Source organism: Pseudomonas neuropathica (genome assembly GCF_015461835.1).
Classification (GTDB): Bacteria; Pseudomonadota; Gammaproteobacteria; order Pseudomonadales; family Pseudomonadaceae; genus Aquipseudomonas; species Aquipseudomonas neuropathica.
Genome location: NZ_JACOPX010000007.1, coordinates 102,041 through 125,910, shown reverse-complemented (window position 1 = coordinate 125,910; position 23,870 = coordinate 102,041). Strand labels below are relative to the sequence as shown.

The following is a 23,870-nucleotide window of genomic DNA, read 5'->3' as shown; positions in this document are numbered from 1 at the left end:
CAAAGCGAGACTGGAATTTCATTGTCCGGAATCTTTTTTTTCATTTCGATATTTTGTCAAACACCTTAACAAAACCCCCATAAAACATGGCCTATCGGCAACTTCTTGACCGAAATAAGTCGTCATACGATTGAATACGAGGTCAAAATTGTCATTCGTCATCAAAAAATGATGGACTGTTCCGATGAGGGATTCTTGCTCTGTATCTGTGTACTCATAAAACTCAGGCTTTAACAAAGTATCGAACAGCTCCGTCAACTGCTGCGAATCATTGACGTTTTTTTCAGCTATCAATCGCTCTCGATCTATGTCGTGAGTATTTTCAATATCAAAAACAAACAGTAAATTTTTTATATCCACAATCTCATATATTTTTTTCATCAATCAAAATCCGCGTACGAAGTTACGGTGTCGCCATTTGCTCTGAGAATAACTACGGCTTTCTTTTGCTGCCCATAAATCCCGTCTCTCGTATAACCTTCGCCAATGATCTTTCCCATATCCATCGGCCTTCTCGACGTTTGAAGATCGGTCCGCCGGAGTATCAGCTTGGCTCTGTAGATAGCATTTAGCTGGTCTCTATGGCTGAGAAAATGAGTGGCCGCGCTAGGAATTTTAGGTGCTCCATGGTTTGGTCCACCGTAATAAGTCTCTACTATCCCAGTTGTCGGATTTTTCCCTGTCATAATTCGTTCAAATTGAGATCGTAGAGTTGTTTGAGCTCCGTGCTTCTCTAAAAAGTGAGCGCCTTGTGTTGACATCTCCATCTCACCCAAACGCCGATAAGCGTTTGCCTCCGCCAGTTCATCTATCCTCGCCCTCCGCTCCTGCGCCGTCATCTTCGGCAGCGCTGGTTCACCCTCATTAACCTTAGCCCCACCAATCCCACCCGGCACCTCACACCCAGGCTTATTCGGCGGCGGGCAGTTAGAGCTCAACCCTAACGGATCCACCCACCCCGTCGGATTCGGCACGTACTGGTACTGATTCAACCCACCGGCTAACTTGATCGGATCCGGCGTCAGGCACCGCCCCAGCCGGGGGTCGTAATACCGATGCCGGTTGTAATGCAGCCCACTCTCCGCATCGAAGTACTGCCCCTGAAAGCGCAGCGGCTGGTTCAGGTAGTCTTCGCCGGCCAGGGTCAGTGCGGCGACTTTGCCGTAGGCGTCGTATTGCGCGGACCAGACGATGTCGCCGCTGTAGTCGGTGAGTTCTTGCGGGGTGCCGAGGTGGTCGAGTTGGTAGTAGAACGGGCAGGCCTTTTTCGGGCCTTTGCCGTCGAGCAGCGCGAGCGGGCGGAAGGTGCCGGGTTCGTAGACGTAACTGCGGTATTCGCTTTCGCTGCTTTCGGCGACGAGGTGATCGCCCTGCCAGAAGAATTCGGTGGTTTCGCCATTGACGGTTTTGCTGATGCGTCGACCGAAGGCGTCGTACTTGTAAGACGCAGTCTGGCCGTCGGGGCGGGTCAGGCCGATCAGGCGGTGCTGGCAGTCGTAGCGGTATTCGGTGACCAGGGTCTGCGCGCGGCCTCGGCGTTCGCGGATCAGGTTGCCGAAGGCGTCGTAGTCGTAATGACGGTCGCCCTGCATCAGCAGGCGGTTGCCTTGGATCTGGCTGGGGCCGGGGCGGTCCTGCATCAGCAGGTTGCCGGCCGGGTCGTGGGCGAAGCTTTCCGGCAGTTCGTCGCGTGAGTGACGTACGCGGATGAGGCGGTCGAGGGCGTCGTAGCCGTAGGTGCGCTGGCCGTGGCGGCTGTCGGCAATGTGCGCGAGATTGCCATTGGCGCTGTAGGCATAATCGCGGCGGTACAACGCATCGCGCTGATGGCCTACGGCGTGGGCGAGTAAGCGTCCCTGATCGTCGTAGGAGTATTCGCTGAGCAGCAGGCCTTGCTGGCGTTGCCGTTCGCGACCGGAGTGGTAGACGTGGCGGCTCAGCTCCGCGCCATTGAGGTCGATGCCGGTCAGCGCGCCGCCCTTGGCGTGGTGGTAGTCGAGCACACTGTTGTCCGGCAGACGCATGCGCTTGAGCTGACCGCAGGCGTCATAGCGGTAGCGCAGGGTGCCCCAGCCCTGATGCTCGGTGATCAAGCGGTCCTGGCGGTCGTACTCGAAGGCCAGCGGGTGTTGCTGGCCGTCGTCAACCCCAATCAAACGACCGAGTCGGTCGTACTGATAACTGACCTTGATCCCGTCCGGCAGGGTTTTGACCAGCAGGCGCCCGGCTGCATCGCGCTCATAAGCGGTGAGCAAACAAGAGCCGTCATCACCAAACTCGGTCTTTTCCAGCAGATGCCCGTTAAGGTCATAGGCGTATGCGGTGCGGCGACCGTCAAAACCGACTTCCTGACGAATCAGCCCGGTCGGCGTGTAGTCCAGCCGATACTTTTCCCCTGATTCGTTTTCAATCTCGGTGAGCAGCAGTTGCGCATGGTCATAGCGGTACTGCACCCGCGTGCCGTCGGGGTTGATCCGCCGCGAGACCAGATGCAGATCGTCGTCGTATTCGTAGCGGGTGATGCGCCCAAGCTCATCGCGCTCGGCGGTGACCTGACCGTAGGCGCCGTAGCTGTAGGCGCGGGTGCTGCCGCCAGGAAATGTCGTCTGAATCAGTCGGCCAACGGCGTCCCAATGCTGACGGGTGACTGCAGCGTGTTCGTCGGCGGTGGTAGTCCGCCGCCCCAGCGCGTCGTAGGAAAAACGCCGCACGCCGCCGTCGGGCAAGGTTTCTTCGGTCAACTGGCCGAGGCTGTTCCAGACCAAGCGATGGCGGCTGCTGTCCGGATAACGGATCGACAGCAACTGGCCACGGGTGTCGTAGTAGTAATGGGTGACCTGACCATCGGGGTCGACCGCTTCGGTGACATCGCCCTCGGCATTGCGCCGGTAGATCCACACGGCGTCACCGCGCGAACGCCGAAAAAGGAAACCGTTGCGATACTCGTAGGACGTGGGCGCTTCATCCGGTGGAATCAGCGCGATCAGTCGTCCGACCTCGTCGTAGCGGTATTCGGTGACCGCGCCCAAGGCATCCTGCTCGGCGATCAGCCGCCCCGAGGCGTCATAAGCCTTGAGCTGTTCGCCGCCATCCGCCGAGACTTTACGCACCAGCCGCGCACGCTCGTCGTGGACGTACGTTTCTTCGGTGCCGTCGACGTAATGCACTGCGACGCTGCCGTCGTCATTCCAGACGTAACGCGTGTCCATCTGCGAAAACGATGCCCAGTGCCTGACACACCGAGCGGCTTTCCCCGAACGCTCCCACTCCCAGAAGAAGCTCGCGCCGCCGGCCAGTTGCCGCTGCAGAATCACGTGAGCGTCGTCGTAGTCGTAGCGCTCGCTGTCACCGACGGCGTTGCTCGCTTCGATCAGGTGCTGATAGGCGTCGTAGCGGTAACTGACCAGCGCCTGTTCGGTGCCCCAGGCACCGTCGCGAAACACCTGATAATCAACACCCAGCAACTGCGCCCGGTCATAGCGCAACAGCAGCGAACGCCCGGCGCCATTGTCCAGGCGCTGCACCCGGTCAGACCGATCGCGCTGCACCGTCAGACGATTGCCATAGGCATCGCTGATCGCTGTCAGCCGTCCCGCGCGAAAGTGATAGAACCGCGCCGTGTCCCCGGCCAGCGCGAGGATCAGTTCTTCCGGTTCATCACCGAGAAAAATCGCCGCCCGCGACAGGCTGTTGTGAATAGCCGGTCGTGCAGCACTGGGCAACGGAAAACGGGTACGCCGGTTTTCGTGATCGACCCAGACCACAAAGTCGCCTTCAAACGCCAGCCGATGCGCCAGCGAATGGCTCCAGCCAAACCCCAACCCAACATCGATTTCGGCGGCACTGGAGCGGTACAACCGCGTGAACTCAAACGGCAACACGCCATCGAGCACCGCATCGCTCAAGGTCAGCAGTTCCTCACCGGTGACCATCGACACCGGACAACCGTTGGTGCAGGTGAAGGGCACGCAATCAGCGCTGTCGCCGTTAGGGTTTTTCGCCTGATCCGGCGAGTCGTCGTGATGCTCGTCTTTCTTCAACAAGGTGTTGCGCTGCGCATTCCAGCGCAATTGCATCGGGCCCTTTTTCACCCCGGCGGCGATGCCTCGGACGGCAACGCTTTTGTATTGATCGACGTATTTGACGAACCCTTCGACGATGCCGAACATCGCCTTCACCAAACGCTTCACCGCCGACAGCAATTGCACGGCGCGATCCGCCAGACGCAGCGTCAGATAAGCGATGCCTGCGCCACCACTGACGAACGTCAAGACGACGCTGATCAGCACATCGATGAGCAACTGCACCATCATCATCGACGCCGCTTCAGCAGTTTTGCCGGCGATTTCACTGGGTGGCAGCATCTCCAGCCAAAGGCTGGCAGTGCGCAGCAATAGACACAGCGCCGCCTCGTCACTGACCAGCAGTTGCAGCTTCTCCATGACCTCGGGCGCGGTTTTCGCCAGCTCGATCAGATCCGCCGCACCACTGCCCAAGCGCTCAGCAAACTGGCCGGGATCCTGGAGAATGTCCGAGAGCAGGCTGATGCTGTCCCACACCCCCTCGATCGCCGCCCAACTCCCGGCCAGCATGCCGTTGCCTGCCGCCGTCGCCACCGACTGCGACCACTGCGGCTTGAACCCCTGCCATTCACTGCGCAGCCAGCCATCCAGCTCAGCGGTCAGGCCGTCATAAGCTTTGAAAAGGTCCTCGACCTGACCCGAAGTGACAGCGCTGTGCACCTGCACCCGGTAGAACTTGCCAGGTATTCCTTTGAATGAGCCCTTGCCTTGCGCATCAAGGGTGATGGGGGTGGTTGCGCCACCGTCCATGGCGATCACATCGACCACGATGTTGCCGAGCGGAATGTCGTAGACCGACTCGAATTTGCTCTCGATCAGCATCGGGCCACTCTTCGGGCACTGGACGACGCCGGAGAAAAACGCGTTGTCGGTGCTGCTGACGACAGTGCTATCGGAGCCGAAGCGAATGATCCGCTCCATGCCCACCAGTGACGGCAGATCCGCCGCGTGGCTGACCTCGTCCGCCGCGCGACTGGCCCAATGCTTGAGCTGTTCGCGGTAAAGGCTGAGGGTGGCGGGAAAGCTGTCGAGTGCTTGCTCGATGCGGGTGACGGCTTCCATCAGCGCACGCGGATGTGCGAAGTGGACTGAATAAGCGGATCAAACATGAGCGTTCCCTCGCGCAAAAATTAGGCGCGGGAACTGTGCGGGGGATCAATCAGGAAAGAAGTCAGGCAAGTAGGCGATGACTGTAGGACTTGTCTGTAAAAAATCGCTCATAGATAAACAAGCGTGCAAAAACGCAAGCGCGGCGTGAGGAAAACCTCACGCCGCGTTTACTTGAGCAGACATAAATGGATTTACAGTGTTGAGTCGCGAGCACTCAACTCTTTCAATTTGAGCTCCGCCAACGGATGCCCGGCTTTGGCAGCCATGCCCCACCAGCGTGCGGCTTCGACAGGGTCCGGCGGCTTGCTCGGCGTTCCGGCCAAACTGATCACGCCGACCTGGTAAGCCGCTTTACCATCGCCTGCGAGGGCCGCCAAGCGCAACAGGCGCACACCTTCTTCACGCGCGCCCAAGCCGACACCGCGAAAGGTCAGGATGTGCCCATAGAAGCTCTGCGCACCGACATCGCCAAGGTTGGCCATGCGCGCAAACTGCCCTTCGAGCCAGCGCCAGCCACGCGGTTGTCGAACGAACCATGACCAGTGAAACAGCCTACGGGCCAGCCAGTAACTGGCCCGCGCCTTGAGTCGTAAAAACACTCAGGCCTCCGCCGATTCCGGGTACTCGTATTCAAAAACGCGGACGACTTCCGAAGCATGCCAAGAGGCTGCTGCAACACCATCGGACGGCCCGGAAAAGCGCCCAAGACGTTCAACGCATTCAAAGAAACCTGTGCGCGGCAGGCGACTGGCGCCCTGGCTGATCACCAGCGAACTGCGCAACGGTTGTTCGGCCTTGGCATCCAGCGCGGCCAGATGTTCAAGCGCGGCCGTCAGGGTTTGCATGGCCGGTGTCGGCAATTGCAACCGCTCGAGCAAGGCCCGATAAGTCAGCAGATGGCGCTGGCGACGCGCCTGATCAAGTTCCCCGAGCAATCCGTCCCAATGTTGACGACTGATGCGTACGCTCACGATTCATCCCTCCACCCTGGCACCGTCAATTCCCAGGCCAGGCTGCGGCGAATCGCGGCGTCGGGCTGACGCTCGCCACTTTCGATCATGGCCAGATATGACGGGCTGATGCCTACCGTGCGGGCCAGCGCCTCAATGGCGATGCCCTTCCCTTCGCGCAAACTGCGTAGTTGATCCAGACCTGGAAGAATCGCGTCTGGTGAGGCCGCGAGCGGCTTGGCTGCCGGACGCGACGGTGTTTCGTTGATGCCTGCTGCTTTTAGTAGAGCCTGATACTGAGCCCACGGCAGAACCGCGTATTCGGGTTCGCCATCGCGTGCAATTATCTGAATATCCATGACTACCCCGTAGGACAACAACACTTAGCGAGTCGGCACTTTTCCCTAGAAGTGTAATCCTAACAGCGGCCAAGGTCGCGGGGGGTATCTATCTGTAGGAGGAGATCGAGAATCAGTTTTTTTTCGGTCCCTGAAGTTGCAGCTGTTCAGGGGTGTCGGGCAGCCGTTCGACCACGGCGAGTTTTTCCGGTTGCTGGCGGTTACGCCACAGGCGAAACGCATTGAGTTCATCGTCGAGGGTTTTCATCAGCCAGGCGAGGACGGCGATGTCGTCGAGCATGCCAAATACGGGAATGAAATCCGGAATCGCGTCCACCGGGCTGAGGAAGTACATCAAACCCGCCACCACCGACACCAGGGCTTTGCCACTGATAGCGCGGTACTCGCCGCGCCAGTAGGCCAGGCACAATGCCTGAAGCAAGCGTAAATCGTCCTTGAGTTTACCGAGACGATTGCCCTGCGCGGCGCCTTTGCTGGCAACCGCAAACAGTAAGGTCGGTAAACGGCCACGCGCCAGCAGACGGCCGGCCAAGGGCAGGAATCGAGCGAAATTCCACGGAGCTTTCATCTATTCCTCCCGTTGAAATGTTATCCACACAAATTGTGGATAACCTTGTGAACAGAGCTGCATTTCAGCGCTGAAAGCCCCGTTTCATAAGGGCTGCGCTCAGATCGGGCGTTTTTTACTCACATAAAAAACCCCAATATTTCATTGACTTGGCTGCTCAGGGCGGCTAGCGATGGCAGTCTCATTGGCTATGACTCTCCCGACCGCCATCGGTTCGCTCTGTTTACCCTTGCCAGACTCCAGATGCAACAACGCCCCGCATAAGCGAGGCGTTGTTGTTGAAGCCTTTGCCGATTACTTGGCAGCAGCGGCTTCTTTGGCTGGATCCTTGATGGCCAGCAGTTCCAGGTCGAAGACCAGAACCGAGTTGGCCGGGATTGCCGGGCTTGGCGACTGAGCGCCGTAAGCCAGATCGCTAGGGATGTACAGTTTGTACTTCTCGCCAACGTGCATCAGTTGCAGACCTTCAACCCAACCCGGAATCACGCCGCTCACCGGCAGATCGATCGGGCTGCCGCGCTCGACGGAGCTGTCGAAGACGGTGCCGTTGGTCAGCTTGCCGGTGTAGTGAACGGTCACTACGTCAGTCGGCTTAGGCTGTGGGCCATCAGCTTTCTTGACGACTTCATACTGCAGACCGGAAGCAGTGGTTGTCACACCGGCTTTCTTGCCATTTTCTTCGAGGAATTTCTTGCCGGCGGCTGCCGACTCTTCGCTCATCTTGGCCATACGCTCTTCAGCACGCTTCTGCAGCGCGGCGAAGGCTTCAACCAGTTCTTCATCTTTCAGCTTCTGTTCTTTCTTGCCGACGGCATCTTCGATGCCCTGGGCTACCGCTTTGGAGTCCAGATCATCCATGCCTTCCTGAGCCAGGCTCTTGCCCATGTTCAGGCCGATACCGTAGGAAGCTTTTTGCGCCGGGGTTTTCAGCTCTACGCTGGTCTGCGAATCACAACCCGCGAGGACCAGGCTAACCAGGGCAACCGCCGCCGCCAACCGATGCTGTTTCATGCTATTTCCTTGTTCATGCGCCGAAAGGGCAATCGAGTAAAGCCGCGAGCTTATCAGGCCGCCACGACCAATGGCTACCGGCATGAGAGCAGGAATCTTCCGATAAGTTCAGGGATTAAAACGCATTGGCGCGAAGCGACGATGAAGCTTCTGTCATCTCGTCCCGGCAATTGGTGTCGTTTCTTCTTGCATCATCTGGCGTAATGGCCACTTGCCGCACGGGGCCAGGCTCAGGCATAACAGCGGAACAAATCGACAAGGATGTTTATCTTGCGCCTCTTATTCCGTGTGCTGACCCTGATCGTCGTGCTGCTGGGACTGGTTCTCGCCGTGGTCCTGTATTACGTCGCCAATCCGAAATTGCCCTTCTACACCCCCGCCGAGCAGGTGCATTACCTTGATCAGTGGAGTGACGAAGACCGGCAAACCTACTATTTCACGCCTCAGGGTACGCAGGTCAAAGGCCTGCGCTATGAGTGGTTCCAGGCGCTGGAGCTGCCCTTCTCGGCGCAACGTTTCGCCTCGCCTGATTACCTGGCGCGTTTCGGTTTTCTGATCGACCCGCAGCAGAAAGCCACGACGAACAACCCCGGCAACCTCCCCGTCGGTTTTGCCCGACATCAGAATCCCGGCAGCACCGAGCAATATCTGGACATCACTTGCGCCGCTTGCCACACCGGCGAATTGCGCTTCCAAGGTCAGGCCGTGCGAATTGACGGGGGTACCGCGCAACATGTGCTGCCGTCCAGTGTGCCGACTTTGCGCGGCGGCAGTTTCGGACAGGCATTGGTGGCAAGTCTGACCGCGACTTACTACAACCCATGGAAATTCGAACGTTTCGCCAGAACCGTGCTGGGCGACGAATACGACGCGCGTCACGAGCAATTGCGCAAAGACTTCAAAACCTCACTGAATACATTCCTCAAAGTCGCCTGGAACGATACCCATCGCGGCCTCTACCCGACCGAAGAAGGCCCCGGCCGCGCCGATGCCTTCGGACGCATTGCCAACGCGACGTTTGGCGATGCGATTTCCCCCGCCAACTACCGCGTGGCCAATGCCCCGGTGGATTATCCGCAGCTCTGGGATATGTGGTCATTCGACTGGGTACAGTGGAACGGCTCGGCACAGCAGCCGATGGCGCGCAATATCGGTGAAGCGTTGGGCGTCGGCGCCACCCTGAATTTTTTCGATGACAACGGCCAGCCACTGCAAGGCGAAGCACGCTATGCCTCAAGTGTGCGCGTGCGTGATCTGCACAAGATCGAAGAAACCCTGCAAAAGCTCAAGCCCCCCACTTGGCCAGAGGATCTGTTTGGCGCCATCGACAAACCCCTGGCAGCCAAGGGGCGCACGCTGTTTACCGAGAATTGCGCCGGTTGCCATGTCCCGCGCCAGACCCAGGAAGGTGAGCGCTGGGTGCAGCTTTTGCACATGCTGCCGGTCGCTGTCATCGGCACCGACCCGACCGCCGCCAACAATATCGCCAGCCACCGTTTCGACCTGACCGCTCTGCAGTGGGATCTGAAAGAGCTGGAACAAATGGACGTCAAACTGCATCCGACACCCAAGGCGCCACTGGACCTGAGCCAAATGTCGGTGGCCAAAGGCCTGGCTTACGTCACCGCCTTCGTCGAAGAACGCGCCTACCGCGAAGCCCACGTCACGCCACAGGAGAAGCCCCGACTGGACGGCTTTGGCCTGCCCATCGGCGTGCGCGAAAAACTCGCCTACAAGGCGCGCCCGCTGGCGGGTGTCTGGGCCACCGCGCCGTTTCTGCACAACGGCTCGGTGCCGAGTATTTATCAGTTGTTGTCGCCGCAGGATGAACGCGTCACGACCTTTTTCAAAGGCACCTTCGAATACGATCCGCGACATTTGGGGTATCGCACCGAAGCGTTTACCAATGGCTTCCTGTTCGACACGCGCATCACCGGCAACCACAACAGCGGCCATGAATTCCGTGCCGGCGAACGCGGCAATGGCGTTATTGGCCGACTGTTGCTGCCCGAAGAACGCTGGGCGTTGCTCGAGTACCTGAAAGTCCTCGGCGGCCCAATGGAGGCGCAACTGCCATGATCATGCCGACCTTTAAAAAGGAACTGCCGTTGCTGGCCCGGGTGTGGTTGTGGCTGGGACGTTTGCTCGGCAAGACGTTGCTGGTATTACTCGCCATTGCCTTGCTCGGCTGGGCCATTGCCACGGCATGGTTTACCTGGCATTACCGCGGCCCGGTGTCGGCGCTGGAGCAGGTTCCGCCCGGCGAAGCGGCGATGACCCAGGACGTGATCCAGACCGCCGTGCGCATCGTCGATCAGCATCGCGAAGGCACCCGTTATTTGCGCGATGCCCATGCCAAGGCCCATGGCTGCGTGAAAGCGCAGGTGCAGGTGCTGCCGGAACTGGCGCAGCCACTGCGACAGGGCGTGTTCAGTGAGCCCGGAAAAACCTGGCAAGCGATGATTCGCCTGTCCAATGGCAATGCCTATCCACAGTTCGACAGCCTGCGCGACGCCCGGGGGATGGCGATCAAGCTGCTGGACGTTTCGGGAAAACAGCTGCTCGGCAACCGCCAGTCACAGCCTGAGCAGGATTTTGTGATGTTTAGCCACCCGAACTTTTTTGTCAGTGACGTCGCCGAGTATCGTCAGAATGTGTCGGCGCAGGCTGACGGCAAAAAGGTCATGGCATTTTTTCCGGGATGGGACCCGCGCACATGGCAGGTCCGCCATTTGTTTATTGCACTGGCAACCCTGTCACCGCCGCCGGACAGTCCGACCGCGACCACTTATTTTTCGGTATCGCCGTACAAATTTGGTGAAGCCAATGCAAAGTTTCGGGTGGCGCCGGCCCCGGAAAACTGCCCGGACTACACGCTGCCAAAACAGAATCATGATTTGCCGAATTTCCTGCGCAGCGCATTAAACCAGCAACTGTCGACGGACCGGATACCGGCGTGTTTCGTCCTGCAGATCCAGCGTCAGGATGCCAACAGGTACATGCCGATCGAAGACACCAGCATCGAATGGCGCGAGCAGGATTCGCCGTTTGAAACCGTGGCGCGAATCACTCTGCCACCGCAGGACTTCGATACACCGGCCCTGAATCTGACGTGTGACAATCTTTCGTTCAATCCGTGGTTCGGGATTGAGGCGCATCGGCCGATTGGCGGGATCAACCGCTTGCGTAAAGCGGTGTATGAGGCGGTGAGCGACTATCGGCACAGCCAGAATGCCGCGCAGTAGAACGGTGTCAAAGCACCTTTGAGGACATGGGATCAATAAATCCCGGACAACAAAAAGCCCGCACAAGGCGGGCTTTCTGTGAAATCTGGCGTTCAGTGTTCCAGATTCCGAATATGGCGCAGCGGACGGGACTCGAACCCGCGACCCCCGGCGTGACAGGCCGGTATTCTAACCGACTGAACTACCGCTGCGCGAAACGCTTGAAACGAATGGTGGGTGATGACGGGATCGAACCGCCGACATTCTGCTTGTAAGGCAGACGCTCTCCCAGCTGAGCTAATCACCCTTCGCTTCGTTACGGGACGCATTATGCCACAAGTTTTCGTAAAGTGTTGATTTAATTGAAGTTTTTTTCAAATAAATCCGAAAACCAGTAAAACGACACATCCCGCGGGTACAACCTTGGAGCAGAAAAAAACCCGCCTTGGCGGGTTTTTCCGTGGTGACCTGGCGTTCAGTGGTCCAGGTTACCGAATATGGCGCAGCGGACGGGACTCGAACCCGCGACCCCCGGCGTGACAGGCCGGTATTCTAACCGACTGAACTACCGCTGCGCTAAACACTTGAAACGAATGGTGGGTGATGACGGGATCGAACCGCCGACATTCTGCTTGTAAGGCAGACGCTCTCCCAGCTGAGCTAATCACCCTTCGCTTCGGTGTGGCGCGCATTCTACGGAGCGACCCAACCTCTGGCAAGCACTTTTTTAAATAATTTTCTCAGGCCTTCCAAAGGCTTAGAGAAGGGTTGGCCTATGGGACGGCGAAGACAATAATGCCCCCCTTTGTATAAAGGAGAGACTCACCCCATGTGGTTCAAAAACCTGCTTATCTATCGCCTGACCCAAGACCTGCCTGTCGATGCCGAGGCGCTGGAAACTGCACTGGCCACCAAACTGGCGCGTCCATGTGCAAGCCAGGAGTTGACCACCTACGGTTTCGTCGCGCCGTTCGGCAAAGGCGAAGATGCTCCACTGGTACACGTCAGCGGTGACTTCCTGCTGATTTCCGCGCGTAAAGAAGAACGCATTCTGCCGGGCAGCGTCGTGCGTGACGCGGTCAAGGAAAAGGTCGAAGAGATCGAAGCCGAACAGATGCGCAAGGTCTATAAGAAGGAACGCGATCAGATCAAGGATGAAATCATCCAGGCGTTCCTGCCGCGCGCCTTCATCCGTCGCTCGTCGACCTTTGCCGCTATCGCACCCAAACAGGGTCTGATCCTGGTCAACTCGGCCAGCCCGAAACGTGCCGAAGACCTGCTGTCGACCCTGCGTGAAGTGATCGGCACCCTGCCCGTCCGTCCGTTGACCGTGAAAATGGCACCGACTGCGGTCATGACTGACTGGGTCACCACGCAAAAAGCCGCTGATGACTTCTATGTACTGGACGAGTGCGAACTGCGCGACACCCACGAAGATGGCGGTATCGTGCGTTGCAAGCGTCAGGACCTGACCAGCGAAGAAATCCAGCTGCACCTGAGCACTGGCAAAGTCGTCACTCAATTGTCGTTGGCCTGGCAGGACAAACTGTCGTTCATGCTCGACGACAAGATGACGGTCAAACGTCTGAAGTTCGAAGATCTGTTGCAGGATCAGGCGGAGCAGGACGGTGGCGACGAGGCGCTGGGTCAACTGGATGCCAGCTTCACGCTGATGATGCTGACCTTCGGCGACTTCCTGCCAGCGCTGGTTGAAGCGTTGGGTGGGGAAGAGACTCCGCAGGGGATCTGATCGGTTTTTTGTGTGAACGCTTAAAAGATCGCAGCCTTCGGCAGCTCCTACAAAGGACGTGTTTTTCTGTAGGAGCTGCCGGAGGCTGCGATCTTTTTGCTGGCGACGTATGCTTAGCTTCCTAACGCTTTCACATAATAAGGAACGAGCCATGCGCGCACTGGCTGCACTGAGCCGCTTTGTCGGTAACACCTTCGCTTACTGGGTTCTGCTTTTCGCGGTGATTGCGTTCCTGCAACCGGCGTGGTTCCTCGGCCTGAAAAGCGCGATCGTGCCGCTGCTCGGGCTGGTGATGTTCGGCATGGGCCTGACCCTCAAACTCGACGACTTCGCTGCCGTTGCTCGCCATCCGTGGCGTGTGGCGCTGGGCGTGGTTGCACATTTCGTGATCATGCCCGGCGTGGCGTGGCTGCTCTGCCAAGTGTTTCACCTGCCACCGGAAATCGCCGTCGGGGTGATTCTGGTCGGTTGCTGCCCGAGCGGCACTTCGTCCAACGTGATGACCTGGCTGGCCCGAGGTGATCTGGCATTGTCGGTGGCCATTGCTGCCGTGACCACCCTCCTCGCCCCGCTGCTGACCCCGGCACTGATCTGGCTGCTGGCTTCGGCGTGGTTGCCGGTGTCGTTCATGGAGCTGTTCTGGTCGATCCTGCAAGTGGTGCTGCTGCCGATCATTCTCGGCGTGGTTGCCCAGCGTGTGCTTGGTGACCGAGTGCGCCACGCAGTGGATGTATTGCCGCTGGTATCGGTGGTCAGCATCGTGATCATCGTCACCGCGGTGGTGGCCGCCAGCCAGGCGAAAATCGCCGAATCCGGCCTGTTGATCATGGCCGTGGTGATGCTGCACAACAGCTTCGGTTATCTGCTGGGCTATTTCACTGGGCGTTTGTTCAAGTTGCCGTTGGCCCAGCGTAAATCATTGGCGCTGGAAGTGGGCATGCAGAACTCCGGATTGGGCGCGGCATTGGCCAGTGCGCATTTCTCGCCATTGGCGGCGGTGCCGAGTGCGCTGTTCAGCGTTTGGCACAATATTTCCGGGGCACTGCTGTCGACGTACTTCCGGCGCATGAGTGAAAAACAGGATCGCGAGGCACTGGCGCAGCAGGCGGCCGACTGAGGCGCAAACTTGATCCCCGGGTTAATGCTCGTCACACTATTGCGCAACGCGGGGACGACCCTGCGGCTCGATCGAGTTATTAATCTGGGGACGACCCCGTCTATCGATGGAGGTCTTTCATGTCCTGGATCATTCTGTTTTTCGCCGGCCTGTTTGAAGTCGGCTGGGCCGTCGGCCTGAAATACACCGACGGGTTCACTCGCCCGCTCCCCACCGTTCTGACCGTTGCGGCCATGGCCATCAGCCTTGGCCTGCTCGGCCTTGCGATGAAGGAATTGCCGTTGGGCACCGCCTATGCGATCTGGACCGGCGTTGGTGCAGTGGGCACGGTGATTGCCGGGATCATCCTGTTCGGTGAATCGATGGCGTTGATTCGCCTGGCCAGTGTGGCGTTGATCATTACCGGGCTGATTGGCCTTAAGGTCAGCGCCTAGGCCTCTACCGCTATCGCGAGCAGGCTCACTCCTACAGGGGAACGCGTTTCAAATGTAGGAATGAGCCTGCTCGCGAAGAGGCTCTTAAAATCGCCGGCTATCTGACTGCCCCGCGCAACTCCCCGACCACCCCCTGCAACTTCGCCGGCTCAGCAGCATCAACGCCCACTGGCGCTCCTGCCACCAGCGTCACCCGCGACCACAATCGGTGAAAAAACCCTTTGTTCGGATCGCGGCTGAAGAAACTCCCCCACAGCCCTTGCAACGCCAGCGGAATCACCGGCACCGGCGTCTCTTCGAGAATCCGCGTCAAACCGCCCCGGAACTCATTCATCTCGCCATCCGCCGTCAGCTTGCCTTCCGGGAAAATGCACACCAGCTCACCGTCCTTCAAATAGTGAGCAATTCGCGTGAAGGCCTTTTCGTAGATCTGGATGTCTTCATTCCGTCCGGCAATCGGAATCGCCCCTGCCGTGCGGAAGATAAAGTTCAGCACCGGCAGGTTGTAGATCCTGTAGTACATGACAAAGCGAATCGGCCGACGCACTGCGCCACCAATCAGCAAGGCATCGACGAACGACACGTGGTTGCACACCAGCAATGCCGCACCTTCATCCGGAATGGCTTCAAGGTTGCGGTGCTCGACGCGGTACATGGAATGGCTGAGCAGCCAGATCATGAAACGCATGCTGAACTCGGGGACGATCTTGAAGATGTAGGCGTTGACCCCGATGTTCAGCAGCGACACCACCAGGAACAGTTGCGGGATCGACAGTTTGACCACGCTCAGCAGCACAATCGAGACGATGGCCGAGACCACCATAAACAGTGCGTTGAGAATGTTGTTGGCGGCAATCACCCTTGCCCGCTCGTTCTCGGCGGTGCGCGACTGGATCAAGGCATACAGCGGCACGATGTAGAAACCACCGAAAATGCCGAGACCGAGGATGTCGACCAACACCGCCCAGGTGTGCACGAAGCCCAGCACTTCAATCCAGCTGTGGCCGCTGACGCTGTCGGGAATCCCGCCGGAATGCCACCACAGCAGCAAACCGAACACGGTCAGACCGAACGAACCGAACGGCACCAGACCGATCTCGACCTTGCGCCCGGACAGCTTCTCGCAAAGCATCGAACCCAGCGCAATCCCGACCGAGAACACGGTGAGAATCAGGGTGACCACGGTCTCATCGCCGTGCATCCATTCCTTGGCGTAGGCGGGAATCTGCGTCAGGTAAATCGCCCCGACAAACCAGAACCACGAATTGCCGACAATCGAGCGCGACACCGCTGGCGTCTGGCCCAGACCGAGTTTCAGCGTGGCCCAGGATTGACTGAAAATGTTCCAGTTCAGGCGCATTTCCGGGGAGGATGCCGCCGCGCGCGGGATGCTGCGACTGGCCAGATAACCCAGCACGGCGATCCCGACGATGGCGCAGGACACCAACGGTGCATAGTGCGAAGAGGACATGATGACCCCGGCACCAATCGTCCCGGCGAGAATCGCCAGAAACGTGCCCATTTCCACCAGGCCGTTGCCGCCCACCAGCTCATCCTCGCGCAAGGCCTGCGGCAGGATCGAATACTTCACCGGCCCGAACAGCGCCGAATGGGTCCCCATGGCGAACAGCGCCACCAGCATCAGCGACAAGTGATCGAAGAGAAAACCGACCGATCCTACGGCCATGATCGCGATTTCCGCGAGCTTGATCAGACGGATCAGCGCGTCCTTGGCGAATTTTTCCCCGAACTGCCCGGCCAGTGCCGAGAACAGGAAAAACGGCAGGATAAACAGCAACGCACACAGGTTGACCCAGATCGAACGGTCACCCTCGATGGTCAGCCGATAGAGAATGGCGAGGATCAGCGACTGTTTGAACACGTTGTCGTTGAACGCGCCGAGCGACTGCGTGATGAAGAATGGCAGGAAGCGCCGGGTGCGCAGCAGGTTGAACTGTGAGGGGTGACTCATCTTCCGTGTTTCCCTGATGTTTAAGGTAGAGAGGCCTGGGTACTGCTTATTGGATTCTCGAACAGCGATCCAGGCCACACCTTACCTAAACTTTTCCGGTTATTTCTTCAAACCTGCGATGCACGGCGAGACAAACAGCTCGCCCCGCCAGGCGCCTTGCACGGTACGTTTGCCGACGATCAGCCACATCAGCGCCAGCAACATCACCAACAGCGTGCCGACGACACTGAAAAACGTCAGGTTCAGGGTGCTCGCCAGTTTCAGGGTTGCCAGCGAATACACGCCCAACGGGAAGGTGAAGCCCCACCAGCCAAGGTTGAACGGGATGCCGTCGCGCAAGTAACGCACGGTGATCAGCAGCGCCATCAGCATCCACCACAGCCCGAAGCCCCACAGGGTTATCCCGGCAATAAGCCCCATACCCGAGGCGATTTCACCGATACCGGGCAGACCGTTCGCCGTGAATATCGCCGGCGCATCACCGCCCAACAGCAACATGCCCAGCGCACCGGTGCCGATCGGGCCGAGGGCCAGCCAGCTCGAGGCTGCCATGTTTTCGTGGGGCAGTTTGTGCAGGGCCATGCGCAGCAGAAGGATGGTCAGAATGCTGAACGCTACCGGTAGCGAAAAGGCCCAGAGCACGTAGCTTGTCGTCAGTACCACCAGTTGTGAGTGGGCATCGGTGAGATGCGGTGCGAGCAAACCACCGCTGGCCGCCGCCACTTCTGCCGCCACGACCGGCAGCAACCAGACGGCGGTCATCTGATCGATGCTGTGTTCCTGACGGGTAAACATCATGTAAGGGATCAACACGCCGCAAGCCAGTGACATAGCCACATCGATCCACCACAGCACTTCGGCGAGGTGAATCACGCCGTCACCCCAGCGCGGCAGGCCAAACAGCAGAAAGCCGTTGATGATCGTCGCCAGGCCCATGGGAATCGTGCCGAAGAACATCGATACCGTGGAGTGGCCGAAAATCCGCCGCGCTTCATCAAAGAACAGAATCCAGCGCGCGGCGTAGGCAACGGTAAACAGGCTGAATAACAGAATGTTGAACAACCACAAACCTTCAGCAATGGCGTGCAGGCCTGGAATGGCCAATGGCAGTTGCGCCAACGCCAACGCCAGCACACCCGTGCCCATGGTCGCTGCGAACCAGTTGGGGGTGAATTGGCGGATCACTTCACGCGGGTGCTGAAGCTGCCGGAACGGTTTGATGCCGGGTTTGGCGCTGTTGGGGCAAGTCATCATGGAGTCCTCTCCTCTGGTGAGGTTGAGTCCATGGTAGAACCGAATCGAATATCTATATAACGGGTAATTTCTCTAACTGTTATCTGTTTTACCAATAAGCCGTCAGACGCTGCCTTCGCTCTCGATCACCAGAATCCGCGCTGCGCCTTGCGGATGGGCGACGTGCTCGGTGCCGACACTCGCATAGAAGATGTCACCGACATCAAGCTGCACCTGTTTTTCTTCACCCAGTTCGCGGTAACGCATCAGCACTTGGCCGTCGAGCACCACGAACACTTCCTCGCCGTCGTTGATGTGCCATTTGTACGGCTGATCCGTCCAGTGCAGGCGCGTAGTGATGCCGTTCATGTTGGCGATGTCCAGCGCGCCCCAGGCGCGCTCGGCAGTGAAGGTCTTGCTGCGGATAATCTTCATGGGTCGATCCGTGAGAAGAAGGCTGGGCAAGGCTAACCGAAAGCGCGCCGTTTATGGAACGCGACAGACTTTGGCTGCCGCTGGACGCAGGCTGAGCAACAGCGCGCCCATGGCCAGCACAATCAACACCGCCCCATAGCCATCAGTGGTCGCCAGCAAGCCGTAGCTACGCGACAAGTGCCCGGCGAGCAATGCCGGCAGGCAGAACGCCAGATAACTGACCACGTAATACGCCGCCATCAACCCCGCCCGTTCATGGGGCAAAGCCAGCGGCACCAGACTGCGCACGGCGCCGAGAAATCCCGTACCAAAGCCGCAACCGGCCACCAGCGTGCCGAGGAAAAACAGCGACAGACTGGCGCTGTGCACACCCAGCAGAATCAATACCAGCCCCATCGGCAGCAGGCTCGCACCCAACTGCAAGGCCCGGACGGCAGGACGATTGCGCATCGTGAAAATCATCAGCGCACCAGTCACCGTCAGGGCCGCAACGGTGGCGCCGCCGATCAGGTTCGAGTCCGAGCCAGTGGCGGTGCGCACCAATGACGGTGCCAGCGATGCATAAAAGCCACCGAGCGCCCAGGTTGCCGTGTTCAGCGGCAACACTCGCCACAAAGTGGCTCGCGCTTGAATCGGCACGTGCAAGGTCGGCCGCAACGAGGCCCACGCCCCGGCTTGCGGAGTGACGCTTTCCGGTAAGCGCCAGACATAAAGGCCCTGCAACACAAACAGCGCGAGCAGCAGCCAGTAGGTCAGTTGCAACGGTGCCGGCGCAAACTCCGCCAGTAAACCGCAACCCATGCCGCCCAAGGCCATGCCGAGCAACGGCGCCACACTGTTGATCAACGGCCCCTGCTGACGATCCGTGTCGAGCAGGGTCGCGCTTAAAACAGCGGTGGCCATGCCGGTAGCAAATCCTTGCAGAACACGCGCGCTGATCAGCCACGCCACGCTGTCGGCGTAGATAAACAGCAGCATCGCCAACGCGTTGAGCAACACGGCGGTGAAGATCACCGGTTTGCGTCCCAGGTGATCGGAGAGCGAGCCGACAGTTAATAGCGCCGCCAACAGACTGAGCGCATAGACGCCGAAGATCAGCGTCAGCACCGCAGCCGAAAAGTGCAGTTGATCCTGATACAAGTGATACAGCGGCGTTGGCGCCGTGGAGGCGGCGAGAAAACTCAGTAAAGTCATCGCCAGAAACCACAGGCTGGATCGATTGGAAGCAAGGCTGGTCATGGGCACACTCCGCAAAAGCTAATTTTTTGCTTTTGCGGAGTGTGCTACTGCCTTGCGCTTAAAGCAAATTCTTTGTGTTAAGGTCTGCCCCATGGCTATTAAAGAAGGTTTACGCCCCGGCGGCCGCAGTGCCCGGGTGCAAGATGCAATTCATTCGGCAGTCCGTGCGCTCCTGCAAGAACAGGAGCGCTCGAGCGTGACCGTCCCTCAGATCGCCGCACGTGCAGGCGTTACACCGTCGACGATTTACCGGCGCTGGGGTGATCTGTCGGCATTGTTGGCCGACGTCGCCCTCGCCCGCATGCGCCCCTACAGCGAGCCGGCGCAGACCGGCAGCCTGCGCAGCGATATCCGTGCGTGGGCCGAGCAATATCTCGACGAGATGAGTTCGGAGCCTGGGCGCAACATGATGCGCGACGTGCAGGCCAGTGCTACGCCGGGGTATTGCGTGACGATCATTGGTGCGCAGTTGCAGACGATCATCGAGCGGCATCCGGATAAAATGGCGCCGAGTGTTGATCGGCTGATCAATCTGGTGGTTGCGCCGGTGGTGTTCCGGATTCTGTTCTCGGCGGCAGCGCTGGAGGTGGATGAACTGCATCGGCTGATCGATATTGCGCTGCGTCAGGACTGACGCCGATATTCATGTAGAAGCTGCGGCACGCTGCGATCTTTTGATCTTGATTTTGAAAAATCAAAAGATCGCAGCCTCGTTTCACTCGACAGCTCCTACAGGGTTCGATGCCTGGTAATGTCAACGCACAACGCCTCCATTCAAACCTGCGACACCCCACCACGCCACGACCTTGGTCGACACTGACTAACCGCCCCGCGCATGCGAGACTGTCCGCCCGGGCAGGAGTGCCGGGGAGTCTTTTGTCAGGAGTGTTGCATGTCGCTGTCCACCGGGCTGATCGCCGCCGTCGCCCTGGCCTATATGGCCATCATGTTCGCCATCGCCTTCTACGGCGACCGCCGCAGCGCGCCGTTGCCGCCGCGCATGCGTGCCTGGGTGTACAGCCTCTCGCTGGCGGTTTATTGCACCAGCTGGACGTTCTTCGGCGCTGTCGGTCAAGCCGCCGAGCAATTGTGGTCATTCCTGCCGATTTACCTCGGGCCGATCCTGCTGCTGGTCGGCGCGCCGTGGGTTCTGCAGAAAATGGTGATGATCAGCAAACAGGAGAACATCACCTCCATCGCTGACTTTATCGCCGCGCGCTACGGCAAATCGCAATCGCTGGCGGTGGTCGTGGCGCTGATCTGCCTGGTCGGCGTTCTCCCCTATATCGCCCTGCAACTCAAAGGCATCGTCCTCGGCGTGAACCTGCTGATCGGCGCCGGTGCTGACGCCATGGGCACCCGCGCCCAGGACACCGCGCTGATCGTGTCGCTGGTGCTGGCGCTGTTCACCATTGTCTTCGGCACGCGCAACCTCGATGCCACCGAACACCACCGTGGCATGGTGCTGGCGATTGCTTTCGAATCGCTGGTCAAACTGTTCGCCTTTCTCGCCGTCGGCGCCTTCGTCACTTATGGCCTGTATGACGGTTTCGATGATCTGTTCAACCAGGCCATGCTCGCCCCGCGTCTCGAGGAATACTGGAAAGAAACCATCAACTGGCCGTCGATGGTGGTCCAGACCGGTGTGGCGATGATGGCGATCATCTGCCTGCCCCGGCAGTTCCACGTCACGGTGGTTGAGAACATCGACCCGCAGGATCTGCGCCTGGCCAAATGGGTGTTTCCGGCCTATCTGGCTTTGGCCGCGCTGTTTGTCGTGCCGATCGCACTCGCTGGTCAGATGCTGTTGCCACGCGATGTGCTGCCCGACTCCTTCGTGATCAGCCTGCCATTGGCGCAGGCCCATCCGGCGCTGGCGATGCTGGCGTTTATCGGTGGCGCGTCGGCGGCGACCGGCATGGTGATTGTCGCCAGTGTGGCGTTGTCGACCATGGTCTCCAACGACATGCTGTTGCCATGGCTGCTGCGGCGCAATAACGCCGAGCGCCCGTTCGAAGTGTTCCGCCAATGGATGCTCTCGGTACGCCGCGTCAGCATCGTCGTGATTCTATTGCTGGCCTACGTCAGCTATCGCTTGCTCGGCTCGACCGCAAGCCTGGCGACCATCGGCCAGATCGCGTTCGCTGCCGTGACCCAATTGGCGCCCGCCATGCTCGGTGCGCTGTACTGGAAACAGGCCAACCGTCGCGGCGTTTTCGCCGGTTTGGCCGCCGGTACTTTCCTGTGGTTCTACACCTTGATCCTGCCGATCGCCGCGCACAGCCTCGGCTGGTCGTTAAGCAGTTTTCCAGGGCTGGCATGGTTGCACAGCAATCCGCTGAATCTGCCGATTAGCCCGCTGACCCAAGGCGTAGTGCTGTCGCTGGCCGGCAACTTCACCCTGTTCGCCTGGGTTTCGGTGCTGTCGCGTACCCGCGTATCGGAACACTGGCAGGCCGGACGTTTCATCGGTCAGGAGATCAGTGCGCGGCCGAGCGCACGCTCGATGCTGGCGGTGCAAATCGACGACTTGCTGCAATTGGCCGCGCGTTTTGTCGGTGAGGAACGTGCGCGCCAGAGCTTCATTCGCTTCGCCTATCGCCAAGGCAAAGGCTTCAACCCCAACCAGAATGCCGACGGCGAATGGATCGCCCATACCGAGCGGTTGTTGGCCGGTGTGCTCGGCGCTTCTTCGACGCGTGCTGTAGTAAAAGCCGCCATCGAAGGTCGGGAAATGCAGTTGGAGGACGTCGTCCGCATCGCCGACGAAGCCTCCGAGGTGCTGCAGTTCAACCGTGCCTTGCTGCAGGGTGCGATCGAGAACATCACCCAAGGCATCAGCGTGGTCGACCAGTCACTGAAACTGGTGGCCTGGAACCGGCGCTATCTGGAGTTGTTCAATTACCCGGATGGTCTGATCAGCGTCGGCCGGCCGATTGCCGACATCATTCGCTACAACGCCGAGCGCGGCTTGTGCGGCCCCGGCGAAGCGGAAGTCCACGTTGCCCGCCGCTTGCACTGGATGCGTCAGGGCCGCGCGCACACCTCTGAACGGCTGTTCCCCAACGGCCGGGTGATCGAGCTGATCGGCAACCCGATGCCGGGGGGCGGTTTCGTCATGAGTTTCACCGACATCACCGCGTTCCGCGAAGCCGAGCAGGCACTGACCGAAGCCAATGAAGGGCTGGAACAACGGGTCAGCGAACGCACTCAGGAACTGTCGCAACTCAACGTCGCGCTGACCGAGGCGAAGGGCACCGCCGAAGCCGCCAACCAGTCGAAAACCCGTTTCCTTGCAGCGGTCAGTCACGACTTGATGCAACCGCTGAACGCCGCCCGGCTGTTCTCCGCCGCCCTCTCCCATCAGGACGACGGTTTGAGCAGCGAGGCGCAGAAACTGGTGCAGCACCTCGACAGTTCGTTGCGCTCGGCCGAGGATCTGATCAGCGATCTGTTGGATATTTCCCGACTGGAAAACGGCAAGATCAACCCCGATCGCAAGCCGTTTGCGGTCAATGAGCTGTTCGACACTCTCGGTGCCGAGTTCAAGGCACTGGCGCAGGAACAAGGCCTGACCTTCCGTGTGCGCGGCAGTCATTTGCGTATCGACAGCGACATCAAATTGTTGCGCAGGATTTTGCAGAACTTCCTCACCAACGCCTTCCGTTATGCCAAGGGTCCGGTGTTGCTCGGTGTGCGTCGACGTGGCGGCGAGCTGTGCCTGGAGGTTTGGGATCGCGGGCCGGGGATTCCGGAAGATAAACAGCAAGTGATTTTCGAAGAATTCAAACGCCTCGACAGTCATCAGACCCGTGCCGAAAAAGGCCTGGGCCTGGGTTTGGCAATTGCCGATGGTTTGTGCCGGGTGCTCGGCCACACCTTGCGAGTGCGTTCGTGGCCGGGACGCGGCAGTGTGTTCAGTGTCAGCGTGCCGTTGGCTCGCTCACAAGCCGTGCCAGCCAGCGCTGCCGTCGAATTGAATGGCAAGTTGTTGAGCGGCGCACAGGTGCTGTGCATCGACAATGAAGACAGCATTCTGATCGGCATGAACAGCCTGTTGAGCCGTTGGGGCTGTCAGGTGTGGACCGCGCGCAATCGTGAGGAATGTGCGGCGCTGCTGAGTGAAGGCGTGCGGCCGCAACTGGCGCTGGTCGACTATCACCTCGATCACGGCGACACCGGCACTGAGCTGATGGCGTGGTTGCGCACCCGCCTGGGCGAGCCGGTGCCAGGCGTGGTGATCAGTGCTGACGGGCGACCGGAGATGGTTGCGCAGGTGCATGCAGCGGGGCTGGATTATCTGCCGAAACCGGTGAAACCGGCGGCGTTGCGGGCGTTGTTGAGTCGGTATTTGCCGCTGTAGGTGTTGACCGTGCTGACGCCTTC

The 23,870-nt window shown here is 59.2% G+C and carries 18 protein-coding genes and 4 tRNA genes; 7 read left to right on the top strand and 15 right to left on the bottom strand.

What is annotated here, in order from left to right; translation table 11 throughout:
* Nucleotides 1-18: 18 nt before the first annotated feature.
* The 7 genes from H8F23_RS11765 to H8F23_RS11735 all read right to left on the bottom strand — a co-directional run bounded on the left by H8F23_RS11765 (nt 19) and on the right by H8F23_RS11735 (nt 8,080).
* Nucleotides 19-381, bottom strand: a complete 363-nt coding sequence (locus H8F23_RS11765) for a hypothetical protein (RefSeq protein ID WP_194934486.1) — start codon at nt 379-381, stop codon at nt 19-21.
* Complete coding sequence (locus tag H8F23_RS11760; protein WP_194934485.1) at nt 381-5,144, bottom strand: RHS repeat-associated core domain-containing protein; 4,764 nt, start codon at nt 5,142-5,144, stop codon at nt 381-383. The genes H8F23_RS11765 and H8F23_RS11760 overlap by 1 nt, the downstream gene beginning before the upstream one ends.
* A gap of 239 nt (nt 5,145-5,383) precedes the next feature.
* Nucleotides 5,384-5,791: an SEL1-like repeat protein gene (locus H8F23_RS11755; RefSeq protein ID WP_194934484.1), complete on the bottom strand. Its 408-nt coding sequence runs from the start codon at nt 5,789-5,791 to the stop codon at nt 5,384-5,386.
* Entirely contained in the window at nt 5,792-6,163 is a 372-nt protein-coding gene (locus tag H8F23_RS11750) for a hypothetical protein (protein ID WP_003223109.1), read from the bottom strand.
* The gene (locus H8F23_RS11745; RefSeq protein WP_186624399.1) at nt 6,160-6,501 is read right to left on the bottom strand and encodes a helix-turn-helix domain-containing protein; all 342 of its coding nucleotides are present in this window, start codon (nt 6,499-6,501) and stop codon (nt 6,160-6,162) included. The genes H8F23_RS11750 and H8F23_RS11745 overlap by 4 nt, the downstream gene beginning before the upstream one ends.
* Before the next feature lie 112 nt (nt 6,502-6,613).
* Nucleotides 6,614-7,069: a YkvA family protein gene (locus H8F23_RS11740; protein ID WP_194934483.1), complete on the bottom strand. Its 456-nt coding sequence runs from the start codon at nt 7,067-7,069 to the stop codon at nt 6,614-6,616.
* A 294-nt stretch (nt 7,070-7,363) separates the two neighbouring features.
* Nucleotides 7,364-8,080 carry an FKBP-type peptidyl-prolyl cis-trans isomerase gene (locus tag H8F23_RS11735; protein ID WP_007919751.1) on the bottom strand — a complete coding sequence of 239 codons (717 nt, stop codon included), beginning with the start codon at nt 8,078-8,080 and terminating at the stop codon, nt 7,364-7,366.
* 270 nt (nt 8,081-8,350) lie between these two features.
* On the opposite strand from H8F23_RS11735, the gene H8F23_RS11730 reads away from it, so the two are divergent.
* Together H8F23_RS11730 and H8F23_RS11725 are read left to right on the top strand one after the other, a co-directional pair.
* The gene (locus H8F23_RS11730; RefSeq protein WP_194934482.1) at nt 8,351-10,159 is read left to right on the top strand and encodes a di-heme-cytochrome C peroxidase; all 1,809 of its coding nucleotides are present in this window, start codon (nt 8,351-8,353) and stop codon (nt 10,157-10,159) included.
* Nucleotides 10,156-11,325 (top strand): catalase family protein, encoded by a 1,170-nt coding sequence (locus tag H8F23_RS11725; RefSeq protein WP_194934481.1) that lies wholly within the window; start codon nt 10,156-10,158, stop codon nt 11,323-11,325. The genes H8F23_RS11730 and H8F23_RS11725 overlap by 4 nt, the downstream gene beginning before the upstream one ends.
* A gap of 114 nt (nt 11,326-11,439) precedes the next feature.
* Here H8F23_RS11725 and H8F23_RS11720 read toward each other — a convergent pair.
* The 4 genes from H8F23_RS11720 to H8F23_RS11705 form a co-directional block, all read right to left on the bottom strand.
* Nucleotides 11,440-11,516, bottom strand: a tRNA-Asp gene (locus H8F23_RS11720).
* 19 nt (nt 11,517-11,535) lie between these two features.
* Nucleotides 11,536-11,611 (bottom strand) — tRNA-Val (locus H8F23_RS11715).
* A gap of 191 nt (nt 11,612-11,802) precedes the next feature.
* Nucleotides 11,803-11,879: transfer RNA gene (locus H8F23_RS11710), tRNA-Asp, on the bottom strand.
* 19 nt (nt 11,880-11,898) lie between these two features.
* Nucleotides 11,899-11,974 (bottom strand) — tRNA-Val (locus H8F23_RS11705).
* Nucleotides 11,975-12,133: 159 nt separating this feature from the next.
* Here H8F23_RS11705 and rdgC point away from each other — a divergent pair.
* The 3 genes from rdgC to sugE all read left to right on the top strand — a co-directional run bounded on the left by rdgC (nt 12,134) and on the right by sugE (nt 14,605).
* The gene (gene rdgC / locus H8F23_RS11700; RefSeq protein ID WP_064390914.1) at nt 12,134-13,054 is read left to right on the top strand and encodes a recombination-associated protein RdgC; all 921 of its coding nucleotides are present in this window, start codon (nt 12,134-12,136) and stop codon (nt 13,052-13,054) included.
* 151 nt (nt 13,055-13,205) lie between these two features.
* Complete coding sequence (locus tag H8F23_RS11695; RefSeq protein ID WP_186624898.1) at nt 13,206-14,171, top strand: bile acid:sodium symporter family protein; 966 nt, start codon at nt 13,206-13,208, stop codon at nt 14,169-14,171.
* A 119-nt stretch (nt 14,172-14,290) separates the two neighbouring features.
* Entirely contained in the window at nt 14,291-14,605 is a 315-nt protein-coding gene (gene sugE / locus H8F23_RS11690; protein WP_003223093.1) for a quaternary ammonium compound efflux SMR transporter SugE, read from the top strand.
* Between the two features lie 97 nt (nt 14,606-14,702).
* Here sugE and H8F23_RS11685 read toward each other — a convergent pair whose 3' ends face one another.
* The 4 genes from H8F23_RS11685 to H8F23_RS11670 all read right to left on the bottom strand — a co-directional run bounded on the left by H8F23_RS11685 (nt 14,703) and on the right by H8F23_RS11670 (nt 19,484).
* Complete coding sequence (locus H8F23_RS11685; protein ID WP_194934480.1) at nt 14,703-16,577, bottom strand: MFS transporter; 1,875 nt, start codon at nt 16,575-16,577, stop codon at nt 14,703-14,705.
* A 99-nt stretch (nt 16,578-16,676) separates the two neighbouring features.
* A complete protein-coding gene (locus H8F23_RS11680; protein WP_194934591.1) occupies nt 16,677-17,828 on the bottom strand; it encodes a TDT family transporter in 1,152 nt (383 codons plus the stop codon).
* 105 nt (nt 17,829-17,933) lie between these two features.
* On the bottom strand, nt 17,934-18,245 hold the full coding sequence (locus tag H8F23_RS11675) for a cupin domain-containing protein (RefSeq protein WP_194934479.1): 312 nt from the start codon (nt 18,243-18,245) through the stop codon (nt 17,934-17,936).
* A gap of 51 nt (nt 18,246-18,296) precedes the next feature.
* The gene (locus H8F23_RS11670) at nt 18,297-19,484 is read right to left on the bottom strand and encodes an MFS transporter (RefSeq protein ID WP_194934478.1); all 1,188 of its coding nucleotides are present in this window, start codon (nt 19,482-19,484) and stop codon (nt 18,297-18,299) included.
* 91 nt (nt 19,485-19,575) lie between these two features.
* Between H8F23_RS11670 and H8F23_RS11665 the strand changes: the two genes are divergently transcribed.
* The gene (locus H8F23_RS11665) at nt 19,576-20,118 is read left to right on the top strand and encodes a TetR/AcrR family transcriptional regulator (protein WP_194934477.1); all 543 of its coding nucleotides are present in this window, start codon (nt 19,576-19,578) and stop codon (nt 20,116-20,118) included.
* Nucleotides 20,119-20,376: 258 nt separating this feature from the next.
* Nucleotides 20,377-23,847 carry a hybrid sensor histidine kinase/response regulator gene (locus H8F23_RS11660; RefSeq protein ID WP_194934476.1) on the top strand — a complete coding sequence of 1,157 codons (3,471 nt, stop codon included), beginning with the start codon at nt 20,377-20,379 and terminating at the stop codon, nt 23,845-23,847.
* Nucleotides 23,848-23,870: the final 23 nt, after the last annotated feature.

Bases quoted from the DNA above. Each gene is read 5' to 3' on its own strand.
- H8F23_RS11760 (WP_194934485.1), bottom strand. From the start codon at position 5,144: ATGGAAGCCGTCACCCGCATCGAGCAAGCACTCGACAGCTTTCCCGCC.
- H8F23_RS11670 (WP_194934478.1), bottom strand. From the start codon at position 19,484: ATGACCAGCCTTGCTTCCAATCGATCCAGCCTGTGGTTTCTGGCGATG.
- H8F23_RS11665 (WP_194934477.1), top strand. From the start codon at position 19,576: ATGGCTATTAAAGAAGGTTTACGCCCCGGCGGCCGCAGTGCCCGGGTG.
- H8F23_RS11695 (WP_186624898.1), top strand. From the start codon at position 13,206: ATGCGCGCACTGGCTGCACTGAGCCGCTTTGTCGGTAACACCTTCGCT.
- H8F23_RS11680 (WP_194934591.1), bottom strand. From the start codon at position 17,828: ATGACTTGCCCCAACAGCGCCAAACCCGGCATCAAACCGTTCCGGCAG.
- H8F23_RS11660 (WP_194934476.1), top strand. From the start codon at position 20,377: ATGTCGCTGTCCACCGGGCTGATCGCCGCCGTCGCCCTGGCCTATATG.
- rdgC (WP_064390914.1), top strand. From the start codon at position 12,134: ATGTGGTTCAAAAACCTGCTTATCTATCGCCTGACCCAAGACCTGCCT.
- H8F23_RS11745 (WP_186624399.1), bottom strand. From the start codon at position 6,501: ATGGATATTCAGATAATTGCACGCGATGGCGAACCCGAATACGCGGTT.
- H8F23_RS11765 (WP_194934486.1), bottom strand. From the start codon at position 381: ATGAAAAAAATATATGAGATTGTGGATATAAAAAATTTACTGTTTGTT.
- H8F23_RS11725 (WP_194934481.1), top strand. From the start codon at position 10,156: ATGATCATGCCGACCTTTAAAAAGGAACTGCCGTTGCTGGCCCGGGTG.
- H8F23_RS11675 (WP_194934479.1), bottom strand. From the start codon at position 18,245: ATGAAGATTATCCGCAGCAAGACCTTCACTGCCGAGCGCGCCTGGGGC.
- H8F23_RS11735 (WP_007919751.1), bottom strand. From the start codon at position 8,080: ATGAAACAGCATCGGTTGGCGGCGGCGGTTGCCCTGGTTAGCCTGGTC.
- H8F23_RS11685 (WP_194934480.1), bottom strand. From the start codon at position 16,577: ATGAGTCACCCCTCACAGTTCAACCTGCTGCGCACCCGGCGCTTCCTG.
- H8F23_RS11740 (WP_194934483.1), bottom strand. From the start codon at position 7,069: ATGAAAGCTCCGTGGAATTTCGCTCGATTCCTGCCCTTGGCCGGCCGT.
- sugE (WP_003223093.1), top strand. From the start codon at position 14,291: ATGTCCTGGATCATTCTGTTTTTCGCCGGCCTGTTTGAAGTCGGCTGG.